23 protein-coding genes are annotated in these 20,735 nt (G+C 36.3%); all 23 read right to left on the minus strand.

The window, feature by feature from the left end:
• Window positions 1-7 precede the first annotated feature (7 nt).
• Complete coding sequence (locus K4G57_RS08425) at window positions 8-229, minus strand: hypothetical protein (RefSeq protein WP_221561836.1); 222 nt, start codon at window positions 227-229, stop codon at window positions 8-10.
• A complete protein-coding gene (locus K4G57_RS08430; RefSeq protein WP_221561835.1) occupies window positions 201-782 on the minus strand; it encodes a formyltransferase family protein in 582 nt (193 codons plus the stop codon). The genes K4G57_RS08425 and K4G57_RS08430 overlap by 29 nt, the downstream gene beginning before the upstream one ends.
• The gene (locus K4G57_RS08435; protein WP_221532739.1) at window positions 773-2,596 is read right to left on the minus strand and encodes an aminotransferase class I/II-fold pyridoxal phosphate-dependent enzyme; all 1,824 of its coding nucleotides are present in this window, start codon (window positions 2,594-2,596) and stop codon (window positions 773-775) included. Before K4G57_RS08435 ends, K4G57_RS08430 begins: the two co-directional genes overlap by 10 nt.
• Window positions 2,597-3,571, minus strand: coding sequence for an adenylyl-sulfate kinase (locus K4G57_RS08440; RefSeq protein ID WP_221532740.1), 975 nt, complete (start codon window positions 3,569-3,571; stop codon window positions 2,597-2,599). It abuts the gene before it with no gap.
• Window position 3,572: 1 nt separating this feature from the next.
• Entirely contained in the window at window positions 3,573-3,719 is a 147-nt protein-coding gene (locus K4G57_RS08445) for a hypothetical protein (RefSeq protein WP_221532741.1), read from the minus strand.
• Complete coding sequence (locus K4G57_RS08450) at window positions 3,719-4,216, minus strand: adenylyl-sulfate kinase (RefSeq protein ID WP_221532742.1); 498 nt, start codon at window positions 4,214-4,216, stop codon at window positions 3,719-3,721. The genes K4G57_RS08445 and K4G57_RS08450 overlap by 1 nt, the downstream gene beginning before the upstream one ends.
• Window positions 4,201-5,289: a phosphonopyruvate decarboxylase gene (aepY, locus tag K4G57_RS08455; protein WP_221532743.1), complete on the minus strand. Its 1,089-nt coding sequence runs from the start codon at window positions 5,287-5,289 to the stop codon at window positions 4,201-4,203. The genes K4G57_RS08450 and aepY overlap by 16 nt, the downstream gene beginning before the upstream one ends.
• Window positions 5,289-6,596, minus strand: a complete 1,308-nt coding sequence (gene aepX, locus K4G57_RS08460; protein WP_221532744.1) for a phosphoenolpyruvate mutase — start codon at window positions 6,594-6,596, stop codon at window positions 5,289-5,291. Before aepX ends, aepY begins: the two co-directional genes overlap by 1 nt.
• 3 nt (window positions 6,597-6,599) lie before the next feature.
• Window positions 6,600-7,610 (minus strand): radical SAM/SPASM domain-containing protein, encoded by a 1,011-nt coding sequence (locus K4G57_RS08465; protein WP_221532745.1) that lies wholly within the window; start codon window positions 7,608-7,610, stop codon window positions 6,600-6,602.
• 144 nt (window positions 7,611-7,754) lie between these two features.
• Window positions 7,755-8,522: a class I SAM-dependent methyltransferase gene (locus tag K4G57_RS08470; protein ID WP_221532746.1), complete on the minus strand. Its 768-nt coding sequence runs from the start codon at window positions 8,520-8,522 to the stop codon at window positions 7,755-7,757.
• Window positions 8,523-8,620: 98 nt separating this feature from the next.
• The gene (locus tag K4G57_RS08475; RefSeq protein ID WP_221532747.1) at window positions 8,621-9,397 is read right to left on the minus strand and encodes a class I SAM-dependent methyltransferase; all 777 of its coding nucleotides are present in this window, start codon (window positions 9,395-9,397) and stop codon (window positions 8,621-8,623) included.
• Between the two features lie 86 nt (window positions 9,398-9,483).
• Window positions 9,484-10,578 (minus strand): DegT/DnrJ/EryC1/StrS family aminotransferase, encoded by a 1,095-nt coding sequence (locus K4G57_RS08480; protein ID WP_221532748.1) that lies wholly within the window; start codon window positions 10,576-10,578, stop codon window positions 9,484-9,486.
• Window positions 10,569-11,249 carry a class I SAM-dependent methyltransferase gene (locus tag K4G57_RS08485; protein WP_221532749.1) on the minus strand — a complete coding sequence of 227 codons (681 nt, stop codon included), beginning with the start codon at window positions 11,247-11,249 and terminating at the stop codon, window positions 10,569-10,571. Before K4G57_RS08485 ends, K4G57_RS08480 begins: the two co-directional genes overlap by 10 nt.
• A complete protein-coding gene (locus K4G57_RS08490) occupies window positions 11,249-11,668 on the minus strand; it encodes an acyltransferase (RefSeq protein WP_221532762.1) in 420 nt (139 codons plus the stop codon). The genes K4G57_RS08485 and K4G57_RS08490 overlap by 1 nt, the downstream gene beginning before the upstream one ends.
• Window positions 11,669-11,785: 117 nt before the next feature.
• Window positions 11,786-12,424: a formyltransferase family protein gene (locus tag K4G57_RS08495; RefSeq protein WP_221532750.1), complete on the minus strand. Its 639-nt coding sequence runs from the start codon at window positions 12,422-12,424 to the stop codon at window positions 11,786-11,788.
• The gene (locus K4G57_RS08500) at window positions 12,421-13,488 is read right to left on the minus strand and encodes a Gfo/Idh/MocA family protein (protein ID WP_221532751.1); all 1,068 of its coding nucleotides are present in this window, start codon (window positions 13,486-13,488) and stop codon (window positions 12,421-12,423) included. Before K4G57_RS08500 ends, K4G57_RS08495 begins: the two co-directional genes overlap by 4 nt.
• Window positions 13,482-14,561: a DUF354 domain-containing protein gene (locus tag K4G57_RS08505; RefSeq protein WP_221532752.1), complete on the minus strand. Its 1,080-nt coding sequence runs from the start codon at window positions 14,559-14,561 to the stop codon at window positions 13,482-13,484. Before K4G57_RS08505 ends, K4G57_RS08500 begins: the two co-directional genes overlap by 7 nt.
• Entirely contained in the window at window positions 14,561-16,237 is a 1,677-nt protein-coding gene (asnB, locus tag K4G57_RS08510; RefSeq protein ID WP_221532753.1) for an asparagine synthase (glutamine-hydrolyzing), read from the minus strand. The genes K4G57_RS08505 and asnB overlap by 1 nt, the downstream gene beginning before the upstream one ends.
• Complete coding sequence (locus K4G57_RS08515; protein ID WP_221532754.1) at window positions 16,230-17,327, minus strand: DegT/DnrJ/EryC1/StrS family aminotransferase; 1,098 nt, start codon at window positions 17,325-17,327, stop codon at window positions 16,230-16,232. The genes asnB and K4G57_RS08515 overlap by 8 nt, the downstream gene beginning before the upstream one ends.
• The gene (locus tag K4G57_RS08520) at window positions 17,320-17,895 is read right to left on the minus strand and encodes an acyltransferase (protein ID WP_221532755.1); all 576 of its coding nucleotides are present in this window, start codon (window positions 17,893-17,895) and stop codon (window positions 17,320-17,322) included. The genes K4G57_RS08515 and K4G57_RS08520 overlap by 8 nt, the downstream gene beginning before the upstream one ends.
• A gap of 1 nt (window position 17,896) precedes the next feature.
• The gene (locus tag K4G57_RS09335; RefSeq protein ID WP_221532756.1) at window positions 17,897-18,481 is read right to left on the minus strand and encodes a formyltransferase family protein; all 585 of its coding nucleotides are present in this window, start codon (window positions 18,479-18,481) and stop codon (window positions 17,897-17,899) included.
• Between the two features lie 95 nt (window positions 18,482-18,576).
• Entirely contained in the window at window positions 18,577-19,536 is a 960-nt protein-coding gene (locus K4G57_RS08530) for a Gfo/Idh/MocA family protein (protein WP_221532757.1), read from the minus strand.
• Window positions 19,537-20,601, minus strand: a complete 1,065-nt coding sequence (wecB, locus tag K4G57_RS08535) for a non-hydrolyzing UDP-N-acetylglucosamine 2-epimerase (protein ID WP_221532763.1) — start codon at window positions 20,599-20,601, stop codon at window positions 19,537-19,539.
• Window positions 20,602-20,735: the final 134 nt, after the last annotated feature.

The raw sequence follows: 20,735 nt of genomic DNA on the forward strand, positions 1-20,735 counted from the left end.
CCAAAAACTAAATTTTGCTTTTAATTGTATCCCAAGTTTTCTTATCTACCAAAAACAACTCTTCTCCGTCTTTTAATTCTAAATGCAAACCATCATGAGGGGGAAACCACATCGCCCTAATCCTCTTAATAATCTCTTTGGATCCCAAAGATTCTAATTCTTTAATAGATATAAGTTTCTCTCCTATAAGCTGTGCTCTACTATAATACGCCCCCCCCCCCCCGCACATGTGCTATTGAAGCTTTTTGAGAGATTTCTGTAAGTGCATTTGACTTTATTAGAGAGACCACTTTCCTAAAAGCTCTAATTCCCACTTCCTCCCAAGTGTATTGCGCAATCTCCTTTCCTGTTTTTTCGTAATCTAAGGCAAACTTTTCAATCAAAATTATCTCCCCTTCATCAAACTTTTCATTGACAAAATGCGCACTTACTCCCCATTCTTTTTCATTACGCATCATTCCATAATAAAGCGTATAACACCCCTTATAATTAGGCAATAAACCCGGATGAAAATTAATGCAATATTGCACAGAAGAAAAAACTTCTTTTGGAATATAATACGTATAGCCATAAGAGAAAATCACATCAACACTACTACAACAAAAAAAGAGCTCCCTCCTCTCCAAAATCCTTAAGTTGTATTTTTCACATAAAACTTTTTGAGTGCCCAAAACCTTACAATCCCCAAAGCAGACACCTGCTATTTTAAAGCCATTTTCTAATAGAATCGCAATCACTTTTTCTAATTTAATGCGACAATCTGTTAATAAAATTACTTGCATACTTTACTCTTAAAAAAATTTTTTATCGTTAAAACAAGCTTAGAATTTAAAGATTCCTCTTTAATAGCCAGCCTAAAAAACCGACCACCATTTAAGCCAATTTTATTAGAGCAATCTTTAATGAGAAAATTATTTTTCAAACAAAAAATTGCTAATTCCTCAACACTAATTCTTTCATCTTTTATAGAACATAAAACATAATTACTTTGAGAATCAAAAACTTTTATTTGTTCAATCTCCTTTAATTCTTTTACAAAAATCTTTCTAGTTTTCACTAATCTTTCACAAGATTTTTTATATTCTTTTTTATATTTAACAATAGCTTGTAAAAAATATTCTGCAATAGAATTGATATTCCAAATGGAACATTTATCTTGTATTTCTTTGAGTATTGTTGCATTAGAGCTCGCTAAAATCCCAAGCCTAATTCCAGCAACTCCATAAGATTTTGAAATACTTTTAATAAGAATCAAATTAGGATATAACGCTAACTTCTCTTCTGTTAAAAATGTATAATAATGCTTTTCATCAGCAAAATCTATAAAGGATTCATCAAGCACAACATTAATATTACGAGCTTTTGTCCAATTTAAAATCTCTTCTATGTCTTCTTTAGGAAGTAAAAAACCACTTGGATTATCAGGAGATATAAGAATTATTGTTTGAAGGGATTCTTTGAGAATAAATTTGATAATTTCTCGTGCCCTATAGGTTAGTTTGTCATTTTTGATTGTAAAAAAAGAAATATTATTTGCACAATTTATATATTCTTCAAAAGTTGGCACAATAACCCCTATATTCCTATCTTGCACTAACATTAATGCCCTAATAAGCTCGCTTGCGCCATTGCCAACTAGCAAAAATCTTTCATCAACCCCAAACAACGTTCCTGCTAATCTCTGCACAACTTTCAATCCCGAAGGATAATTGACCACTAACGCACTTAGCATTAAACCCAATTCTTCTAAAAGATTAGTTGTTGGAAAATAAGGATTAACCAAATAACAATAATCTTTTATTTTAGAAAATCGCCAATATCCACCATAATGTTCTTTTAACATCTCATAATGTTTAGAAAAATCAGAAAACATAATCTTAGAGATTGAAAAATCATTTGGATTATCAATTTCATACCATAAATCACTCTCTACGATTTCTATGTTTAAAACCCCATTATTGACCACATCTTTTAAAGCTCTTTCGTAATAAAACTCAATATTGTCCTTATCTATATAATTTTCTAGGATAGGAAGATATAAATTTTCTAAAAAACTTTTAGAAAATTTATAGATATTCGCAGTTTTATAATATTTATCAATTTGCTTAAAATCAAATTCTTCTTTAAAAATTATTTTTTTAACTCTATGATGCGCATCAATTGTTACAACCGTCCCATCCATCCATGGCTCATTGTGTGAAACTAATACAAAATTCTCAAATTTAGAATCAAATATTTGTTTAATTACTAAATCATCAAAAACTAAATCAGATTCAAACAACATTATGTCATCATTAAAGTATTGCTTGGCACTATACAAAGAATAGATATTATTTGCATAATAATACTTATCATTATAAATAAAATCAATCACGACATCCGATGGCAAATTTAATTTTTTAATGTAATTCTCCAAAACATCACCCAAATACCCAACAACAATCACAATATGTCTTAACTTGCCATATTGTATTATCTGCCTTAATAATCTCTCTATAATAGTGATTCCATCTATCTCCACCATACATTTTGGCTTATCCTTGGTATATTTTTGAAGCCTCTTACCTATACCTGCTGCTAAAATTACCGCTCTCATCTATCGCCCTAAAATCTTTTTAAAACCAAATCTTGCTTGATTGAAACCGCATTTTTCAATATAAAATTTATGTGCTCTCTCTCTTAAGATTCCACTCTCTAAGGCAATCTCCTCAAAACCATTTGCATAAGCAATACTTTCTATGATAGAAAACATCTTTTCTCCATATCCTCTTCCTCTTACATCACTAGAAACAACAAAATCACTAATAAAGAGGCATTTTTTTTCGTATAAAAGATTAGAAGGCATAAAGCCGCACAAGCCGATTAATCTTTCATTATCATAAAATAACAAAAGGCAGAATTGTGCTGTTTTATCTAAATGAAGAACTTTAGATATGAAATCATTTAAAGTTAAATAAGGACGAAATTCTTGCATTATTGCATAAGCTTCTTGGATTAATACAGGAGTGTGTGCAACTTTTGTTTTCAAACTTAAAGATTGCGGAATAGTTAAGGAAAATAAAAACTCCATTATTCTCTCATGTAAAATATCAACTTTACTCTCCAAAGCATTGCACTTAGAATTATCAAGAACAAAATCCGCATTAGGAAAATCACAAGGTATATCTACACCATAGACATCTTTAATTTCTCCTCTTAAAGCTCTACTATAAAGCCCTTTTTGGTCTCTTTTTACCAATTCCTCAAAAGGACAATCAATTAAAATTTCAAAATATTTTTCAAAAGTCTTTCTATTGCTAAGAAAGATTTCCTTTTGCATTGTGGCAAATGCTACTACTACAATGCATCCACTCTTAGCAAGCATTGCACAAAGTTTTTGTGAGCGATACACGCAATTTAATCTACCCTCTTTAGTGTAATTAAAGTCATTATAAATCTCACGCAAAACATCACCATCTAGCAAAACCACACTATTAAATTGCCCTCTAAGCCTATCTACAAGCGCATTTGCAAACGTAGTTTTGCCACTTCCGCTAAGCCCACAAATCCAAATCACAGCACCAGAAGTCATATTACACCAACACTAAGGCACTAAGGCTAAAAGAATAAGAAGAAAATAAGAAGAAGAAAAGCTTAAAAAGCCTATTTAAAGGATAATCCCCCCCCCCCCCGCCAACAGGAGAAACCCCTAAAAATTTAGAATAAAATCTATTTCGCATTAAAATCCCTTTAATTTGTCCAATATTTCTTTGCAAGCTGAATTCATATCAAAATTATCTTTAAAAACTAAATGGCTATTTCTAGGTAATTCTACATTCTGATTCAAGCCTGCCATATCCTCTGTGTTGCATTTATAAAAGTTTTTTGGGTCTCTTGTTTTGCGAATCTCTTCTGAAACCTCTAAATACACTTCTAGATAATTTTTAAAATTCTCTACATTAAATGCACGCACTTTCTCAAACATAGAAATTGTTGATAACACAACAATAAAATCTTGCTCAACCAAAAGCTTAGCAACTCTCACATAATAAGAAGCCATATTAAAGCGCCCTTGCGTGGAATAATCACTATTTACGACACATTCACGCAAAGCATCCCCGTCTAAGAAAATAGGCTTTACTCCTAGCATACTTTTTATGCCCTTAACCACTTCTTTTGCCAAAGTTGTCTTCCCAGAACCACTAAGCCCTGTAATATAAACTAAAGCCCCTTGCAAAAATCTTCCTTTAACTTTAGAATCTCTTTTGGTCTCCCAAGATTTGCACGCGTTTGCTTTTTGACCTTTATTTCTAAAAAAACCAAGCCCTCTCTTTTTGGAATCTCTTTTAACACCTCTTGCAATTCTTCTAAACTCTGCACACTAACTGCATAATCATATCCACAAGAATAGGCTAAATCCACTAAAGTTGCATGGCTTATATTAGTAGCCTGCCCCCCCACACTATCATGTGCGCAATTATTCAAAACAATGTGAGTAAATTTAGCACCTTTAAAGCTCAATATAGAGCCTAAGTGCATCATAAAACTTCCATCGCCATCAAGACATACAATACTCTTGCTAGAATATTTTGACATGATAAAGGCTAAAGAGCTTGCATATCCCATAGAACCCACCACCAAAAAGTCATCACCATGGGATTGGTTTTTAAACTCTCTAAGCTCATAGCACTCCCTAGAAATCATTCCTGTTGTCGTAACAAATTTCGCACCAAAAAACGCATCTTGAATTAAGCTAATCACTTTTTCTCTAACCAAAGAAAAGGAATTTTGCTCTTGTGGAATAGAAGCTTTCAAAAAAGTGTTTTTCTCCACTAAAAATGCTAACTGCCCTCCACTCTCTTTACAAAATTGCAAGGCTTTATCCATTTGAATTTTTGCTTCCTCTATTTCCTTAGATAATCTTAAAGTTTTTATCCCACAAGCCATTAAAATTTGCTCTGTTACTTCACCTTGTTTTAAATGCTGTGGCTCATCATCAACACCACCTCTAAGCCCTATTAATAATACTAAAGGAATCTTATAAACTTTAGGGTCTGCTAAGGACAAGAGGGGGTTGAGCGCACTTCCTAAACCACTATTTTGCAAATACACAAGCCCAATTTTAGAAGTTGCTAGATGATAGGCACATGCAAAGGCAACAGCTTGTCCCTCGTTTGCTGTTGTGTAAAAACTATCTTGCATTTCTACTTCAAGTGCTTGATTTAAGGGTTTTAGCAAACTATCAGGCACACCTGCGCAAAATCCAAATCTATCCTTTAAAAATCTTGCAAATTCCAAAGCATCAAGCATTAATTCCCCTCAATTAAATTAATAATTTCTAGTGCTGAAACATAGTGTTTATCTGCTTCTAATGCTCTTTTATGTGTTAAGATAGAAAGGGCAGTATTTTTCATCGCTGTATAAGAAGCCCTTAATAATTGATTAGCATACACTACGATATTAACGCCCGCATTTTTTAAATCTTCTTCACTAAGAGATGGGTAATTTGTAGGGACAACCATCAAAGGCTTACGATTTGAAAAAGCATTATAAAGCTCACAAAATTTTAAAATCTCTTGCCCATCTTTTTTGCGTGAATGAATCATAACTCCATCAGCTCCAGCCTCTATATAGGATCTTGCGCGATTAATTGCATCGTCCATTCCTGCTTCTAAAATTAAACTTTCAATTCTTGCAATGATCATAAAATCATTCGTCAATTGTGCATTTTTTCCTGCTTGAATTTTTGCGCAAAAATTTTCAATAGAATCTTGCGTGTGTCTAGCAGCTTTTCCCTCACATAAGGAATTTTTCTTCAATCCAATTTTATCCTCTATAACAACAGCACTTATCCCAAGCCTCTCTAAACGTTTTACCATCATTGCAAAATGCGGAATCTTTGAGCCTGTATCCCCATCATAAATAATAGGTTTTGTAGAAACTTCTAAAATATCATTCACAGTAGCAATTCTTGAAGTTAAATCTACAAATTCAATATCTGGCTTACCCTTAGAACTAGAATCTGTAAGAGAGCTTAACCATAAAAAATCAAAGGTTTGATTAACACCATTTTCATCTTTTACAGAAGCTTCCTCTACGATTAGGGCACTCATTCCACTATGCGATTCTATCCCTCGTATTATGGGTTTAAGAGATAAAAACCTCTTTAATGCTCCAAGTCTTACTTGTGGAAGGATTCCTAATTCTTTCAAGTTTTTATTAAGCTCTGTTGAAGAAATACCCTTTGTATATTCTACTTCTACAACTTTTCCTCCCCAAGATTCCATAAGAGAGATAGCCTTTTGTCGCTCCTCATTTAAAGGTCCCACATTCCAATCACTTCCATGCACAAGAAAATCAGGCTTATATTTCTTCAAATTCGCACTATAATCTTTTTCATCTTGCATTACGACTTCATCAACACCTTTTAAAGATTCCACAATCAATTTGCGTTGTGCATAATGCATTAAAGGGACTCTTTTATAACTCGCAATTGCCTTATCAGAGAAAAGCCCAACCATCACATAACCTAATTTTGCAGACTCTTTAATGATATTTAAATGCCCAGGGTGGATAATATCCGCTGCCATTGGGACATACACTAGTTTTTTACTCATTTTCTACCCCTTAAATAAACAAGTATCACAAAGCTTTGTGCAACTTAAATCGCCACTTATGTGCGCTTCTCTTAAATCTTGCATTCCTTTAGAATGCCAAATTTCATACAAAGAGTTATCATAAATATTTCCCACTGCAATGTGTTTTGCTCTATGCGAAGCACAAGGCACGGCTAACCCATCTCCATGAACAAATAGGGATTCAAAAGGATAGGAGCAACTTTGCGCTCCAGCAATTGGAGAATCGCAAATTGCTACACTTCTTTCATCATCAAAGGGAGAGATTGGCACATAACGTTGCACAGAAACATAATCTACTTTATCCACCCAAAAATTTTTAAAAGCTTCTAATTCGTGTTTATTTTTTTCTTGCAATAAAAAACTAACCCTCACAATAGGCAATTCTCTACCAAGCTTTGCACGTAAGTTTAAAAAAGTGTCTATGTTTTTTAAAACCTTTTTGAAATCTAATCCAACCCTAATTTCCTTATAAGTCTCTTCTGTGATTGCATCAACGCTAAAGTTCATTCTTGTAACACTTGTATCAAGAATCTTTCTACTTATCTCCTCTCCTAGCAATGAAGCATTAGAATTAAAATGCACATCCATAATGCTCTTTTTAGTGCTAATATATTGCAAACGTTCAATAATATCGTGGTCTAATAAGGGTTCATTAGTCTGGGAAGGAGCAACAGATGGACAATTATGCGCATCGCATTCATCAACCAAACGTTTAAAAACATCAAGTGGGAGATATCCTTTATATCCATAATCCGCCCTCAAATCAGCGTGTCCATGCACACACATCGTGCATCTTGCATTGCATTTAAACTGATTTTCAAACCTTACAAAAAGTGGAAAATCATTTAAAATATGTTTAGAAGCATCTGCCCATTTCTTGCGATAATCTAGCCATTTTTGCCCATATTTTTTCACAAAAATAGCATCCACATCTTTTTTTGAGTTATTAACAACTCTTCCTGCTGAAGTTGATTCTTGCCTAATCTCCGCCAAATGAAACTCCTTAAATAAAAATTCTAGCTTATACCAATCCTTACTACTCTATAAAAATTGACAGCACCTTCACTTAAAATAAAATTTAATTTTTCGCATTCAAAAGGCATTAATCTTATTTTCTCCAAAATCGTATTCATTTGCTCAAATCTTTTTTGCGCTCCAACATCGTGTATGGTATTTTATATCCATTTCTTTTGGCAATACACTCTCCCACTTAGCAATCATTTTTTCAAAAAGCTCAACACCTTCTTTTGTCTCTAAATCCCAAAAATTATTCTGCACACTTCTCCAAGCCTTAATGTAGTCTTCTAAGCTTTGATGAAAATAGAAGTCTTCTTCTATATAGAGAATATTATCAAATAAATCTTTTTGCTCTAACAAAAATGGTTTTTGATCCTCTCTTCTAACTCCACCTGTATAGTTTGGAATAAACTCCGCAATCACATCTTCAGCGGTTTTTTGAAAGGGGTCATTGAAGTCTCTGTGATTCCACATACAAGAGAAATAACTTCCTTGCTTTAATAATCTATGCGATTCTTCTAATGCTTCTCTTCTGTCCATTACGCTAAAGCTACTTCCAAAAGTTACCCAATCAAACGCACCACTCTCTAAAGTAGAATCCACACCAATAGCACGAACCCACTCTATATCCTGCCCCTTTGTGCGTTCAATTCCAATCTCACGCATAGCATCATTTGGCTCAACTGCAACAACTCTGCAACCTCTCTCCAAAAGCATAATACTTAAATTCCCTGTCCCAGCTCCAATATCAGCAACTTTAATTTGTGAATGATCTCGTCTAACTAATGCCACTAACATATCAATAGTTGCTGCAGCATAGTTTGGACGATATTTATAAAATTTTGCCTGTTTTGTAAAATCATAAGCTAATTCTATCTTCTTTTGCATGTGTTATCTCTCCGTTTAAAAACATTGCAAGAAAAAAACAATTTTGAGAGATAATGCAAAGAATCAATTTAAGAAAACCACACTAAACTACAAAATCCTCAAACGACTTTAGCCGTCCAAGCACGAATTTTATAAGGAATCTCCAAAATATCAAAATGCTTAATTTCAGCCTCAATCATTGCTAAAATCTCTCTCCATCGCTTTTCCCCAGCTTGAACTTGAATATCATTTACAGAATGCCAAATACCGAGATAACGTTCTTTATCCATTTTCTCCACATAATCACATTCCATAAAGAAACAATCCTTAAAATCTCCAGTTGATACGAGAACTTCTTCCCATTTCTTTGTATCTTGTATAGCACTTGCTACGCGCACAAGCTCTGGGACTATCCTCTTGATATTCTTTTCAATCTTGTCAAATATAGACCCTTCTATTATGTTGCGAGGGTTGGCTATGGAAGTAAAATACCCCCCCCCCCCGCTAGAGTTTAGAATCCTTGCAAATTCAGGCAAAGATTTACTAGGGTTTGTCCAATGAAAGGAATTTGCCATAATCACCCAATCTGCGCAATTTGATTCCACTCCTGTATCCTCACCACTTCCTTTTTTCCATTGCACTTTAGAATCCTTTGTATAAGCCATTCCCTCATTTCGCATATTGTCATTAGGCTCTACTGCAGTAACTTGCGCTCCAAGAGCATCAAGCATTTTTGTAAGTTTGCCTGTGCCAGCTCCCACTTCTACAATATGCAAATCAGAAATCTCTTTTTTTTCATCATTAATACAAGCAATAAGCTTCTCTAATAACATTCCACTAAAAGCGGGACGATTATGATAATGCTTTGCTAACTTCGTAAAATCACCATGTTTCATAAAAACTCCTTATGTAAAAAATGAAATTGTAAGCTAAACTCTTAAATAAAACCATTAACCATTTATCTCTCCTTGCAGAATTAAATTTAACATCGTAATACCTCTATTATATCTTTAACTTCATCATTTTCTAAATGTTCCCCCATAGGCAAAGAGAGAATCTTATCCTGCCATGCACTTGCATTTTTACATTGCGATTGTATAACATAAGGCTTTTTACAAAATGCAGGTGTATTAGGCAATGCAATAGGATAATGCAATCCTATTTGAATTCTAGCTTGATTGAGCAACTCTATCACAGCAGCGCGATTTACACAGCGCACCACAAAAAGATGCCACACACATTCCCTATTGTTAGCAACTTTTGGCAAGATAAAATCCCTATTGCTAAGCCCTTCAAAATACATTTGCGCCACTTCTTTACGTCTAGCATTCCAAACCTCTAAATAACGCAATTTCACGCGCAAAATTGCCGCTTGCATAGCATCTAACCTAGAATTTCTCCCTACAATATTATGCTGGTATTTTTCTAATCCTCCATGGTGTGCAATTTCTCTGCAATGCTCCAAAAGCGAGGAATCCTTACTTACAAGCATTCCTCCATCGCCATAAGCTCCAAGATTCTTACCCGGATAAAAACTAAAGGTTGCCACATCACCAAAACTCCCAACTCTCTGCCCATTAAAACGTGCTCCATGTGCTTGTGCACAATCTTCAATCACTCTTAAATCATATTCCCTAGCAAGAGCTAAAATCTCCTCCATATTTGCAGGGATTCCATACAAATGCACTACCACAAGTGCGCGCACATCAGACGTAATCTTATCCTTTAAATCTACAATATCTAGGGAATAATCCTCTCCACAATCTACAAATTTTACCTTTAGCCCATTGTTAATTACCGCTTCTGCACTTGCAACAAAGGTATTTGCTGGCACCAAAACTACGGAATCTTTAGGCAATTCTAAAGCCCTAATGGCAATCTCTAGCGCATCTGTTCCATTGCCAACTCCTAGCGCTTCCACTCCCTCACCAATAAAGCTAGAAAACTCTTTTTCAAAGGCTTCTACCTCCTCTCCCCCCACAAACGCACTCTTTTGTATCACAGAAAATATCGCATTATCAATCTCTGTTTTTATGCTTAAATACTGCTTGTGTAAATCCAAAAACTTCACAGCCATACAACACCCATCTTCCAAGCATCACAACCTACAATAGACACTTCTTTACACTTAGATTCTTTGAGCTCCTTTGTAATCTCTTCCCATGCATCTTGCATTCCATCACTCCAAGCAATATCATCAAAAAGCATAACCCCACCCTTACGCATAAAAGGACGTATGCTATGAAAATACTTCCATGTTGCAAACTTATCATGATGCCCATCAATAAAAGCAAAATCCAAAGGCGCGATGCGCTCTAAAAGAGTGGGCAAAACAAGTTCAAATCTCCCCACTAAAACTTCAATATTTAAAAGCCCAAATTCCTTATGATTCTCTCGTGCAATCTCTGCAACACTCTCACTGCCCTCAATCGTGTAAATCCTAGAATTTTGAGCAAAATAACTCATATAACTAGAAGAGAATCCACAGCAAGTGCCAAGCTCTAAAATCACCTTTGGATTAAGATTTTTAAAAATCTTAAGAATCTCTTGTGCTTTTTCCCTCTTTACTCCAATTTTTGCTAAATTCTGTAAAGAAATTTTACACACCACACCCTTTTCCATTTCCTCTTTTGTGCGCTTATCTCTTGGGCTTCCTGCTCCATAATCCACAACTTCAATCTCCTCTTCTCTACTCTTGAGTGCCTCACGTCTAGATTCTATAATCTCTACAATCTTTTCAAACTCCATTAAAGCTCCCTAATCAATCGTGCAGGATTTCCTGCATAAATCCCCTTTTTTGTAATAGTTCTTGTAACCACACTTCCAGCACCAATGACTACGTCATCGCAAATTTCAACAGGTAAAATCGTCGCATTAGAGCCAATACTAACACCATTTCCAATTTTAGTTTCCCTCCATAAGCTAAGATTCCCATTAGCAGGGCAACCCTTTTGAAACACATCATTAATAAACATCACCCCATGTCCTATAAAACAAGATTCTCCAATACTAACTAGCTCACAAATAAAACTATGACTTTGCACACGCGTATTTGCGCCAACTCTTACTCCCTTTTGAATCTCTACAAATGGACCCACAAAAACATTATCTCCAAGATAGCATTCGTATAAATTACAAGGTTCTATAATTTTGACATTCTCCCCCATTTTAACTTCCCGAATTTGACTTTTTATCAGCTTGTATGAAGTAGAATTTTCTTCTGCCAATGTAGCAATAGGGGGGTTCAAATCCCGGCATTGCTGTTGCTCTAATAATTCTTTCAATTAAAGCCCCCCCCCCCCGCAGGAGTCAAGATGCACTTCCTTTAGAGTGTGGATTTCATTCCTTAGGTGAAACTCCCTACGCAAAGATGTAATAGAATCTTGTGGGATTAATGTATATTGTCCTTGCAACATTTTTTCTAAATTTTCACAAAATAACGTAAGCCCTGCTGCATTTGCCAAATCCACAAGCTCATCTACAAAACAATGCTTAGGAATTATAAAACGTTTCTCAAAGGCAATAGCTCCGCTATCAATGCCCTCGTCCATTTTGTGAATACTTACACCAAATTCCTTATCCGCATTTAAAATTGCAAAAGAAAATTGATTACACCCCCTATATTCTGGCAAAGGGGCTAAATGCAGATTAAAGGCAATTTCTCTTGCACAATTAATATGCTCTTTTTTTAAAATTGCGTGATACTGCACACTAAAAAGTATATCAAACTCTAAGTCTAAAAGCATATCTAAGTCCTCAAGCATTAAAAGCCCTTTTTCTTTTGCAAACTCTCTTACTCCATTTCCTCTAGGTGAGCTCCCAACAGCAACAATTACATAATCTAAGCTATTTTGTCTCTCAAAAAGGAATTCTAAGCACTCTTTGCCAATTTCCTTTGCACCTAAAAAGACAACTTTTTTCACACTTTTGCTCCTAATTTACACTGCTTTGGAGTTATGGGCAAAAACACTTCCTTGCCAGTTTCAATAGATTCATACATTGCTACTATAAGCTCTAAGCTCTTCCTGCCCTCCTCTCCACTTACTAATGCCTTTGTGCCATTTCTTAAACAATCTACCACTTGCAAATAATACTCCCTATGCCCAAATCCATACACATTTGGGGGATTTACAGAGTATTTTTCTAAAACTTCTGCATCACTTGCTATGGGCTTTACAAAATTCCAATGCTGCATTTGATTGACCGCAAAACCCCCTATTTCCACGCTTCCAAGCTCTCCTAAAATAGAAATGCTCCCTTCTAAATCAGAAGGACGCGTGGCAGTTGTTGCTTCCACCACTCCTAGCGCCCCATTTTTAAACTTTAACACAGCAATTCCTGTATCCTCCGCCTCTATTGTGCTTAAAGCCGTAGTGCCTTTTGCAAACACACTCTCTACATCACCTAGCATCCACTCTAGTAAATCAATATGATGGCTTGCCTGATTTGTAAAAACTCCTCCATCATACGCCCAAGTCCCCCGCCAGGAATCCTGTTTATAATAGCTATCATCTCTACACCAGCGCACACGCACACTTCCTAGCACAAGCTTACCAAAGCGTCCAGACTCCAACGCCTCCCTTAACTTCCTAACAGGTAAATTGTAGCGATTCTGCTTGACTACAAAGAGTCTTACACCATTTCTCTTACAAGCCTCAATCATCTTATCTGCATCCTCTAAAGTCAATGCCATAGGCTTCTCAACAATAATATGCTTTTGATAAGGCGCAACTTCAAGCGTATTTTGTGCATGCAAACCACTAGGAGTTAGGATAGAGACAATATCAATTTGCGCACCACAAACTCGCATCATCTCTTCTAAGCTCACAAAATAAGGAATCTTATATTTCTCCCCAAAGCTCTGCGCACGGTCTTTTTGTATATCACACACTGCTACAAGTTTTGCGCCCTCTATCTCGCCACAACTTAGCAAATCCCCATGACGTTTTGCGATTCTCCCACAACCAAGCAGTGCAACTCCTAGCATAAAATCTCCTTTTCAATACGTTCAATCATTCGCTCAAAATTACAAGCACCTTTAATAAAATAGCTTTGCGATTCCACTCTCTTGCCTAGCATTTCCTTAGCAATTTTTAAAATCTCATCACAATCTTGCGTCCAAAACATAAGCTTATTTTTAATCAAATATTGGTCATGGATTAACCAAATAGAACGTGTAGAAATGGTTGGAATCCCATAACAAACTGCTTCTAAATTCATAGTCCCGCCCCCGCCAATAAAAAGGTCAATAAAAGGATAAAACTCCTCTGGTCTTAGCTTCTCTTCAAGCACCACTGCAATTGCGCCAAAGTCGTTTTTCAATCTCTCTTTTTCATAACGAGGCATAATCACCAAATTCGCATCTAACTGCGCTCTTAAAAGTGGAATCACCTCATAAATAGTTGGAATCTTTTCTTTCACATAATGTGCCTTGTATTCCTCCTCTCTAATGAGAATCGTGGGTTTAGAAATATCCATTCCATAACGTATTCTAAAATCATTTTTTGCTTCTTTTTTAATCGCATTTATCCATAATGCCACATCAATAAAGGGATAAGATTCCACTTGTGTTTCATTAAGTGCAAAACGTAACATCAATTCTTTAGGCAAAATAAAAGGATAAAAAAAGAGCTTAGAAAAAGGGAGTGTAAGACGCGCTACTGCGGTGAGTTCATAGGAGAATTCTTCATCACCGGGTTTTGTAAATGCTGGTGTGTCATAGATATTAACAACAGGAATCCCAATCCCATAAGCTACCTGCACACTATCTACCACAGCGCCGCAAATTAATACCTTTGGAACACCTCTAGCTTTAAAAAGGTCTAATATCTCTTTTTGACGAAAAATACGTGCTTCAAACTTCTCTAAAAGTGTCTCCCCTCCATATTCTCCAAGCACAATATGAGGGATTTTATGCAATTCTAAAATCTCTTTTGCTTCTGTGTAATGAGGCGCATAGCGCGTAGTTACTAAAATCTTGTGATTTCTTTTTGCCAACTCCTTAATCATCACCATAAAAAACATTGCATATTTAGGAGTTGCAACATCAATCCAAATCATCACCTATTCCTTAATTGTTGAAAAATCACAGAGCGCACATCAAAAAGACCTTGAAAATTATAGCCTAAAGTTTGCGCTATTTCCCGCTCAGGCGCAGAAAAGCCCTTTTTATCCAAACGCCAAGCAAGATTCTTACTTCCCAAACGTTCCAAAATCACCCTTAAAATATACTTACCATAGCCACATGCAACCTTTAAGCCCTCTGGCAATCTAAACGCAAACTCCACCACTCTATAATCCGTAAAAGGTGTGCGATTCTCTAAACTAAATGTCATAGCATCTCTATCCTCATAGCGCAAAAGATTTGGTAAATTAAACTCCATAACATCTAGCCACAATCCTTTATTAAAATCAAGCAAAAAACGCTCCAAAAGATTCTCTAGCGGTGGCTTAGGCAACCCCATTTGCTCTAATTTTCGCAAGTTTTGTGCATTATCTTCTGCAAAAAGTTGTAGCTTTAACTCCTTATCCAAAGAACATTTTAGCCCAAACATATACTCTTCTAACGCCTCTTTTCCATAGATTCTAAGCCTATCCTTAAAGGCTTCTTTATGCATAAAAATATAGCGTCCAATGTGATGGTAATACCCCCCAAAAAGCTCATCGGCTCCCTGCCCACTAAGCACAACCTTACATTCTTTAGCAATCTCTTTAAATAACGCAAATTGCGCATAAATAGAAAAACTCCTAAAAATCTCATCTTGTGCGCACACAAGTTTTGCAAAATCCTTTTTACAATCCTCTAACCTTAGAGCAACTTCACAAATCTCCTCTTTAATATCTCTGCCAATTTCTCTAATATGCGCACTCTCATCAATGTTTTTAAAATCCCTAAAACCTAACCCAAAAAACTTACAATCCCCATTTAGACGCTTTATTAAATGTGCCAAAATAGAGCTATCCACGCCTCCAGAGACACTAAGTGCTACTTGCACATCAGAACGCAAACGCAATTTTAGGGCATCTAATAGCAAAGTTTCTAACTCTTCTACTGCGCAATCTAACGTATAATGCTGTGGCGCAATTTCAAGATTCCAATAGCGCACTAACTTAAGCTTTCCGTCCTTAAACACTCCATAATGTGCCGCTAAAAAAGGCATAATCCCTTTATAAATCGTCTTATCCTTGCTACCATTGCTAAAGAGCAACCATTTTGCGACTTCTTCTAAATCAAACTCTTGTGGCAAAATCTCCAAAAGTGCCTTAATCTCTGAAGCAAAGCAAATTCTATCTCCATGTAATCCATAAAATAAAGGCTTATTGCCCAACCTATCCCTTGCAAAAAATAAGCTACTATCGCGCCTATCATACACCACAAAGGCAAAATCCCCATTGAATTTCTCCAAGCACTTCTCACCCCAAAACGCAAAGGCATGTAGCAAAACCTCTGTATCGCTTTTTGTCTGGAATGCAACCCCAAAACCCTCTAATTCCTCCCTTAGCTCTAAATAATTATAAATCTCTCCATTAAACACAAGCACAAAATGCGGACAATAAGAGGAGATAAAGGGCTGATTTGCTTCCTTTTCCAAATCAATAATACTTAAACGATTATGCGCTAACGCAATCCCTTTTTCACTAAAAACCCCGCTAAAGTTTGGACCCCTATGCGCCATAGTTTTAGATGCTTTTTTTATAGCTTCTAAGGGATAATTCCCTCCACAAATGCTACACATTAAACCATTCTTTAATCACTTGAGCTATCCCCTTAACCTCTTCTTTTCTTAAACAAGGATTCATCGGCAAACTCAACACTTCACAACTTGCAATTTCTGTCTTTTTAAAATCTCCCTTTTGGTAGCTTAAATCTTTAAAGCACTCCTGCAAATGCAACCCTAAAGGATAATGCACAACACTTGGGATTCCATATTTTTTTAAATGTTCTTGCAATTTACAACGTTGATTTGTTTGGATAGTGTATTGCGCATACACACTCACCCTTCCCTCTATAATGCGCGGAATCTTTACGCAATTGCCTAAAAAACCATCATACCATTTTGCAACCTCTTGCCTTCTTTGAATCGTCTCTTTAAAAGCCCTTAATTTAATGCGCAAAATCGCCGCTTGTAAAGCGTCTAATCTCCCGCCAATCCCAACATATTTGTGCAAATACCTTTGTGTTTGTCCATGCACTCTTAAGCACGCAATTTTCTCTGCTAAATCCCCATTACGTGTAAAGATAGCCCCTCCATCTCCATAACACCCTAAAGGCTTTGATGGAAAGAAGCTAGTTGTTGCCACGTCACCATATAAAGAATCTTTTATTCCCTTAAACTCCGCACCAAAACTTTGCGCACCATCTAAAATAAGCTTAAGATTCCACTTTCTAGCAAGAAATTCTAACCTTTCTAAATCCGGCGGTTGCCCATACAAACTCACTGCTAAAATCGCTTTAGTTTTAGGTGTAATTGCATTTTCTATCAAGGCGCAATCTATATTAAAATCCTCTAAAGAAATATCCACAAATACAGGTTTTGCACCCAAAAGCGCAATCATCTCTGAAGTTGCAATAAAGCTAAAAGGTGGAGTAATGACTTCATCACCTGCTTGGATTCCTAATGCCATTAAGGCTAATAGCAGTGCATCACTCCCACTTCCACAAGTTACCGCATATCCACCCCCTACAAACTCCACTAACTCTTGCTCAAGCCCCTTAACCTCTTCGCCCATAATATAATTTGCATTACGACAAACCCTTAAAACCGCTTCTTCAATTGCTTGCTTTTGCTCTAAATGCGCTTTTTTTAAATTTGCAAAATCAATCATGCACAATCTCCAATCTCTCCCCAACTAAACGATAATACGTTTTATCATAGCTATCCACAGCGATTCCGCGACTATCAAACTCCAAGCGCAATCCAGCCTTATCCACCCAGCCAATTTGCCTAGCAGGATTACCCACCATTAGCGCATAGCTTTGCACATCATGCACAACAACACTTCCAGCACCAATAAACGCATACTCTCCAATACTAACCCCGCACACAATCGTTACATTTGCGCCAATAGACACTCCCTGTTTTAAAAGCGTTTTTCTAAACTCTTCTTTGCGATTGATAAAAGCGCGGGGATTATGCACATTTGTAAAAACCATAGAAGGACCTAAAAACACATCATTTTCTAGCCAAACCCCCTCATAAATGCTCACATTATTTTGCACTTTACACCCGCTTCCAATGCGCACATTAGGACCAACAACGCAATTTTGCCCAAAGGAACAATTCTCCCCAATCACACTTCCGCTTAAAATATGGCTAAAATGCCAAATCTTACATCCCTTTCCAATTTGCACATTAGGATCAATGATGGCACTTTGATGTGCAAAATACTCCATGTTATTCCTCACACATTTTTTCTTTATACGTATTAAAGTGTTCTATCATTTCTCTCTCCTCTAAAGGCTGCATTCTTTTTGCGCTCTTGCAAAAGGCAATATCCGCAAAAGGATTCTTAGGATTTTGCAAATACAATTCAAAATTTGCAAGCATTGCAATTTCGTTTTCATAATGCCTTCTTGCAAGTGTTTGTAAGGAATCGCTAGGATAAATCGATGTAGGTTGTATAGCTACAACCTCCCCGCAATCTACCTCTGTATCAATATAATGTAAGCTCACGCCTAAGGGTTTATCCTCTAAAATCGCCCATTTAAAAGCGTCTAATCCTCTGCAATTTGGAATAATCCCCGGATGCGCGTTTAAAATTCTCTTTCCGCTTAAACACTCATGGGATAGTATCCCGCCACCTGTTAGAATATAAATTTCACATGCATTATCAATCTCTGTATCGCTTCTACAACTTCTAAAGGGGATTTTCCATTGTTTTGCAATCTCCTCTGCACTGATTGCCTCGCTTTGTCTAGGTCTATGTGCAAATAACACTGCCCTCTCCTCTTTGCTAACAAAAGGTAAAGAATAAATCACAAAATCCCCCCCCCCCGCTGATTCAAGAGTTGGTTCAAAACTTGTTCTGTTTTTAAATGCGGTGCTTGATAAGTAATAATGCCAATTTTTTGCATTTAAGATTCCTTTATTTGTGTTAAATAAGGGTGATAATCTCCCTTTAACCCTATAATTTCAGCATTTCTTATTGCATGGACGATATTTATAGAGGTCTTTGCCTCTTGTAGTCCAAATCCGCCTCCCTTTAAAATATCCCTATAACTCTCTGTATGCAAATCTGTAAAGCCATCGCTAAATTCTAAGGATTCTCCATTAAGGCTAATGCATCTAAAGGTGCGTTTATTTTGTTCTAGTGCGATTTTAGGCAAGGCATTTGCATCCACAGAGAGAAACCAGCGCACTCTAGCATGTTTTAATTCTAAGATTCCGCTAGCACTTTGTGCGTTTAAGCAATGCACTACACTCCCTCTAACCTCCCCAAAAATCCAAGCAAGCATATCAAAAAAATGCACACCGATATTTGTAGCCACTCCGCCACTTTTAGAAACATCTCCTTTCCAAGAGACGAAATACCACTTGCCTCGCGAAGTGATATAAGTTAGCTCCACATCAAAAACCTTATTGGGTTCTTTTTGTAAGGTTTCTTCAACTCTTTTTCTTAAGGCAACAATACTAGGATGCAAACGCAATTGCAAAATCGTATAAACATTTGCTTTTGTCTCCTTTTGCATGGCTTCTAGGGCTTCTATATTCCAAGGATTTAGCACCAAAGGCTTTTCACAAATCACACTAGCCCCGCTTCTAAGCCCAAAACGAATATGGCTATCATGCAAATAATTAGGAGAGCAAATGGACAAAAAATCTAGCCCACAACCCTTTCGTCTTAACTTATCCACATGCCTATCAAATCTTTCAAATTCTGTAAAAAAATCTGCATTAGGAAAATAGCTATCCATAATCCCAACCCCATCATAAGGGTCTAATGCACACGATAACACATTTTGTGTTTCTTTAATCGCCTTTAAATGTCTAGGTGCGATATATCCTGCTACTCCAATCAAACCAAACTGCTTCATCTAAAACCCCTTAAGTGTTTGTAGAATCTTTTTGCTTGCATCTCCATTGCCATAGAGATTTTTCTCAAATTCCATATCCATATCGGCAATTTTTTTAAAACCATCAAGGATTTTATCCCTATTTGCACCAACTAGCACATTAACCCCGCATTCTACAAGCTCTACCCATTCTGTTTCATCACGTAAAGTCATGCAAGGTTTTTTAAAAAAATAGGCTTCCTTTTGCAAGCCTCCGCTATCTGTTATGACCATTTGACAATGTTGCAAGACCCATACCATTTCTAAATAACTTAAGGCTTCCATAAAACGAAGATTCTCCACCTTAAAAGAATTTTTCTCTAAAACATTCCTTGTTCTAGGATGTAGGGGGACACAAACCAAAACTTCTTTAGAAATCGTATTTAAGCCCTCTAAAATCTCCTGCATTCTTTGCAAATCATCTGTATTTTCTGCTCTATGCAATGTGCATAAAATAAAGTGCTTAGGCAATGCAATTGTAGGTTTCTTAGCCATTTTTTGATAATGCAGGGCAACATCTAGCATAATATCCCCAACTTTTAGTAGCGCACAATCAAATCCCAAAAAACCCTCTTTTACCAAATTATCATAAGCATTTTGCGAGGGCACAAACAAAAACTTAGAAATCCTATCGCTTAAGATTCTATTAATCTCTTCTGGCATTTTAGGATTAAAGCTTCTTAAGCCTGCTTCTACATGCGCTATGGGGATATGGAGTTTTGCACTAGCTAATGCACCCGCAAGCGTAGAATCTGTGTCGCCATAGATAAGAGTAAAATCGGGCTTTTCTTTTACTAATACCTCCTCAATGCGCTCTAGCATTCTGCCTGTCATTGCTCCATGGGATAACCCACCAATTCCTAAATGGTAAGCAGGAGTTGGAATCTCTAATTCTTTAAAAAAAGATGCACTCATTTGCGTATCGTAATGTTGCCCTGTATGGACCATCACCTCTTGCACACCGCCATCTTTTGCGACTGCCCTGCTAAAAGCCGCTGCTTTGATAAACTGCGGTCTTGCTCCTACTATGCTAACGATTTTTTTTATTTTTTACTCCTCTACACAAAAAATGGATCTAAATATTTATCTTTTAAAGTATGCAAATTATCATTATTTTGATAATCTTTATAGCTTTTAATAGGAGTTTGCATAATCTCCTCCCATTCCTCTTTTGAGAGTTG

The organism is Helicobacter turcicus (assembly GCF_019711685.1).
Classification (GTDB): domain Bacteria; phylum Campylobacterota; class Campylobacteria; order Campylobacterales; family Helicobacteraceae; genus Helicobacter_D; species Helicobacter_D turcicus.

What these genes read in the sequence shown, in the direction of transcription:
- asnB (WP_221532753.1), bottom strand. Translation starts at nt 16,237, where the DNA reads ATGTGTAGCATTTGTGGAGGGAATTATCCCTTAGAAGCTATAAAAAAA.
- K4G57_RS08490 (WP_221532762.1), bottom strand. Translation starts at nt 11,668, where the DNA reads ATGGGGGAGAATGTCAAAATTATAGAACCTTGTAATTTATACGAATGC.
- K4G57_RS08425 (WP_221561836.1), bottom strand. Translation starts at nt 229, where the DNA reads ATGTGCGGGGGGGGGGGGGCGTATTATAGTAGAGCACAGCTTATAGGA.
- aepY (WP_221532743.1), bottom strand. Translation starts at nt 5,289, where the DNA reads ATGCTTGATGCTTTGGAATTTGCAAGATTTTTAAAGGATAGATTTGGA.
- K4G57_RS08475 (WP_221532747.1), bottom strand. Translation starts at nt 9,397, where the DNA reads ATGAAACATGGTGATTTTACGAAGTTAGCAAAGCATTATCATAATCGT.
- aepX (WP_221532744.1), bottom strand. Translation starts at nt 6,596, where the DNA reads ATGAGTAAAAAACTAGTGTATGTCCCAATGGCAGCGGATATTATCCAC.
- K4G57_RS08485 (WP_221532749.1), bottom strand. Translation starts at nt 11,249, where the DNA reads ATGGAGTTTGAAAAGATTGTAGAGATTATAGAATCTAGACGTGAGGCA.
- K4G57_RS08530 (WP_221532757.1), bottom strand. Translation starts at nt 19,536, where the DNA reads ATGAAGCAGTTTGGTTTGATTGGAGTAGCAGGATATATCGCACCTAGA.
- K4G57_RS08520 (WP_221532755.1), bottom strand. Translation starts at nt 17,895, where the DNA reads ATGGAGTATTTTGCACATCAAAGTGCCATCATTGATCCTAATGTGCAA.
- K4G57_RS08435 (WP_221532739.1), bottom strand. Translation starts at nt 2,596, where the DNA reads ATGAGAGCGGTAATTTTAGCAGCAGGTATAGGTAAGAGGCTTCAAAAA.
- K4G57_RS08470 (WP_221532746.1), bottom strand. Translation starts at nt 8,522, where the DNA reads ATGCAAAAGAAGATAGAATTAGCTTATGATTTTACAAAACAGGCAAAA.
- K4G57_RS08515 (WP_221532754.1), bottom strand. Translation starts at nt 17,327, where the DNA reads ATGATTGATTTTGCAAATTTAAAAAAAGCGCATTTAGAGCAAAAGCAA.
- K4G57_RS08440 (WP_221532740.1), bottom strand. Translation starts at nt 3,571, where the DNA reads ATGACTTCTGGTGCTGTGATTTGGATTTGTGGGCTTAGCGGAAGTGGC.
- K4G57_RS08430 (WP_221561835.1), bottom strand. Translation starts at nt 782, where the DNA reads ATGCAAGTAATTTTATTAACAGATTGTCGCATTAAATTAGAAAAAGTG.
- K4G57_RS08505 (WP_221532752.1), bottom strand. Translation starts at nt 14,561, where the DNA reads ATGATTTGGATTGATGTTGCAACTCCTAAATATGCAATGTTTTTTATG.
- K4G57_RS08480 (WP_221532748.1), bottom strand. Translation starts at nt 10,578, where the DNA reads ATGGCTGTGAAGTTTTTGGATTTACACAAGCAGTATTTAAGCATAAAA.
- K4G57_RS08500 (WP_221532751.1), bottom strand. Translation starts at nt 13,488, where the DNA reads ATGCTAGGAGTTGCACTGCTTGGTTGTGGGAGAATCGCAAAACGTCAT.
- K4G57_RS08445 (WP_221532741.1), bottom strand. Translation starts at nt 3,719, where the DNA reads ATGCGAAATAGATTTTATTCTAAATTTTTAGGGGTTTCTCCTGTTGGC.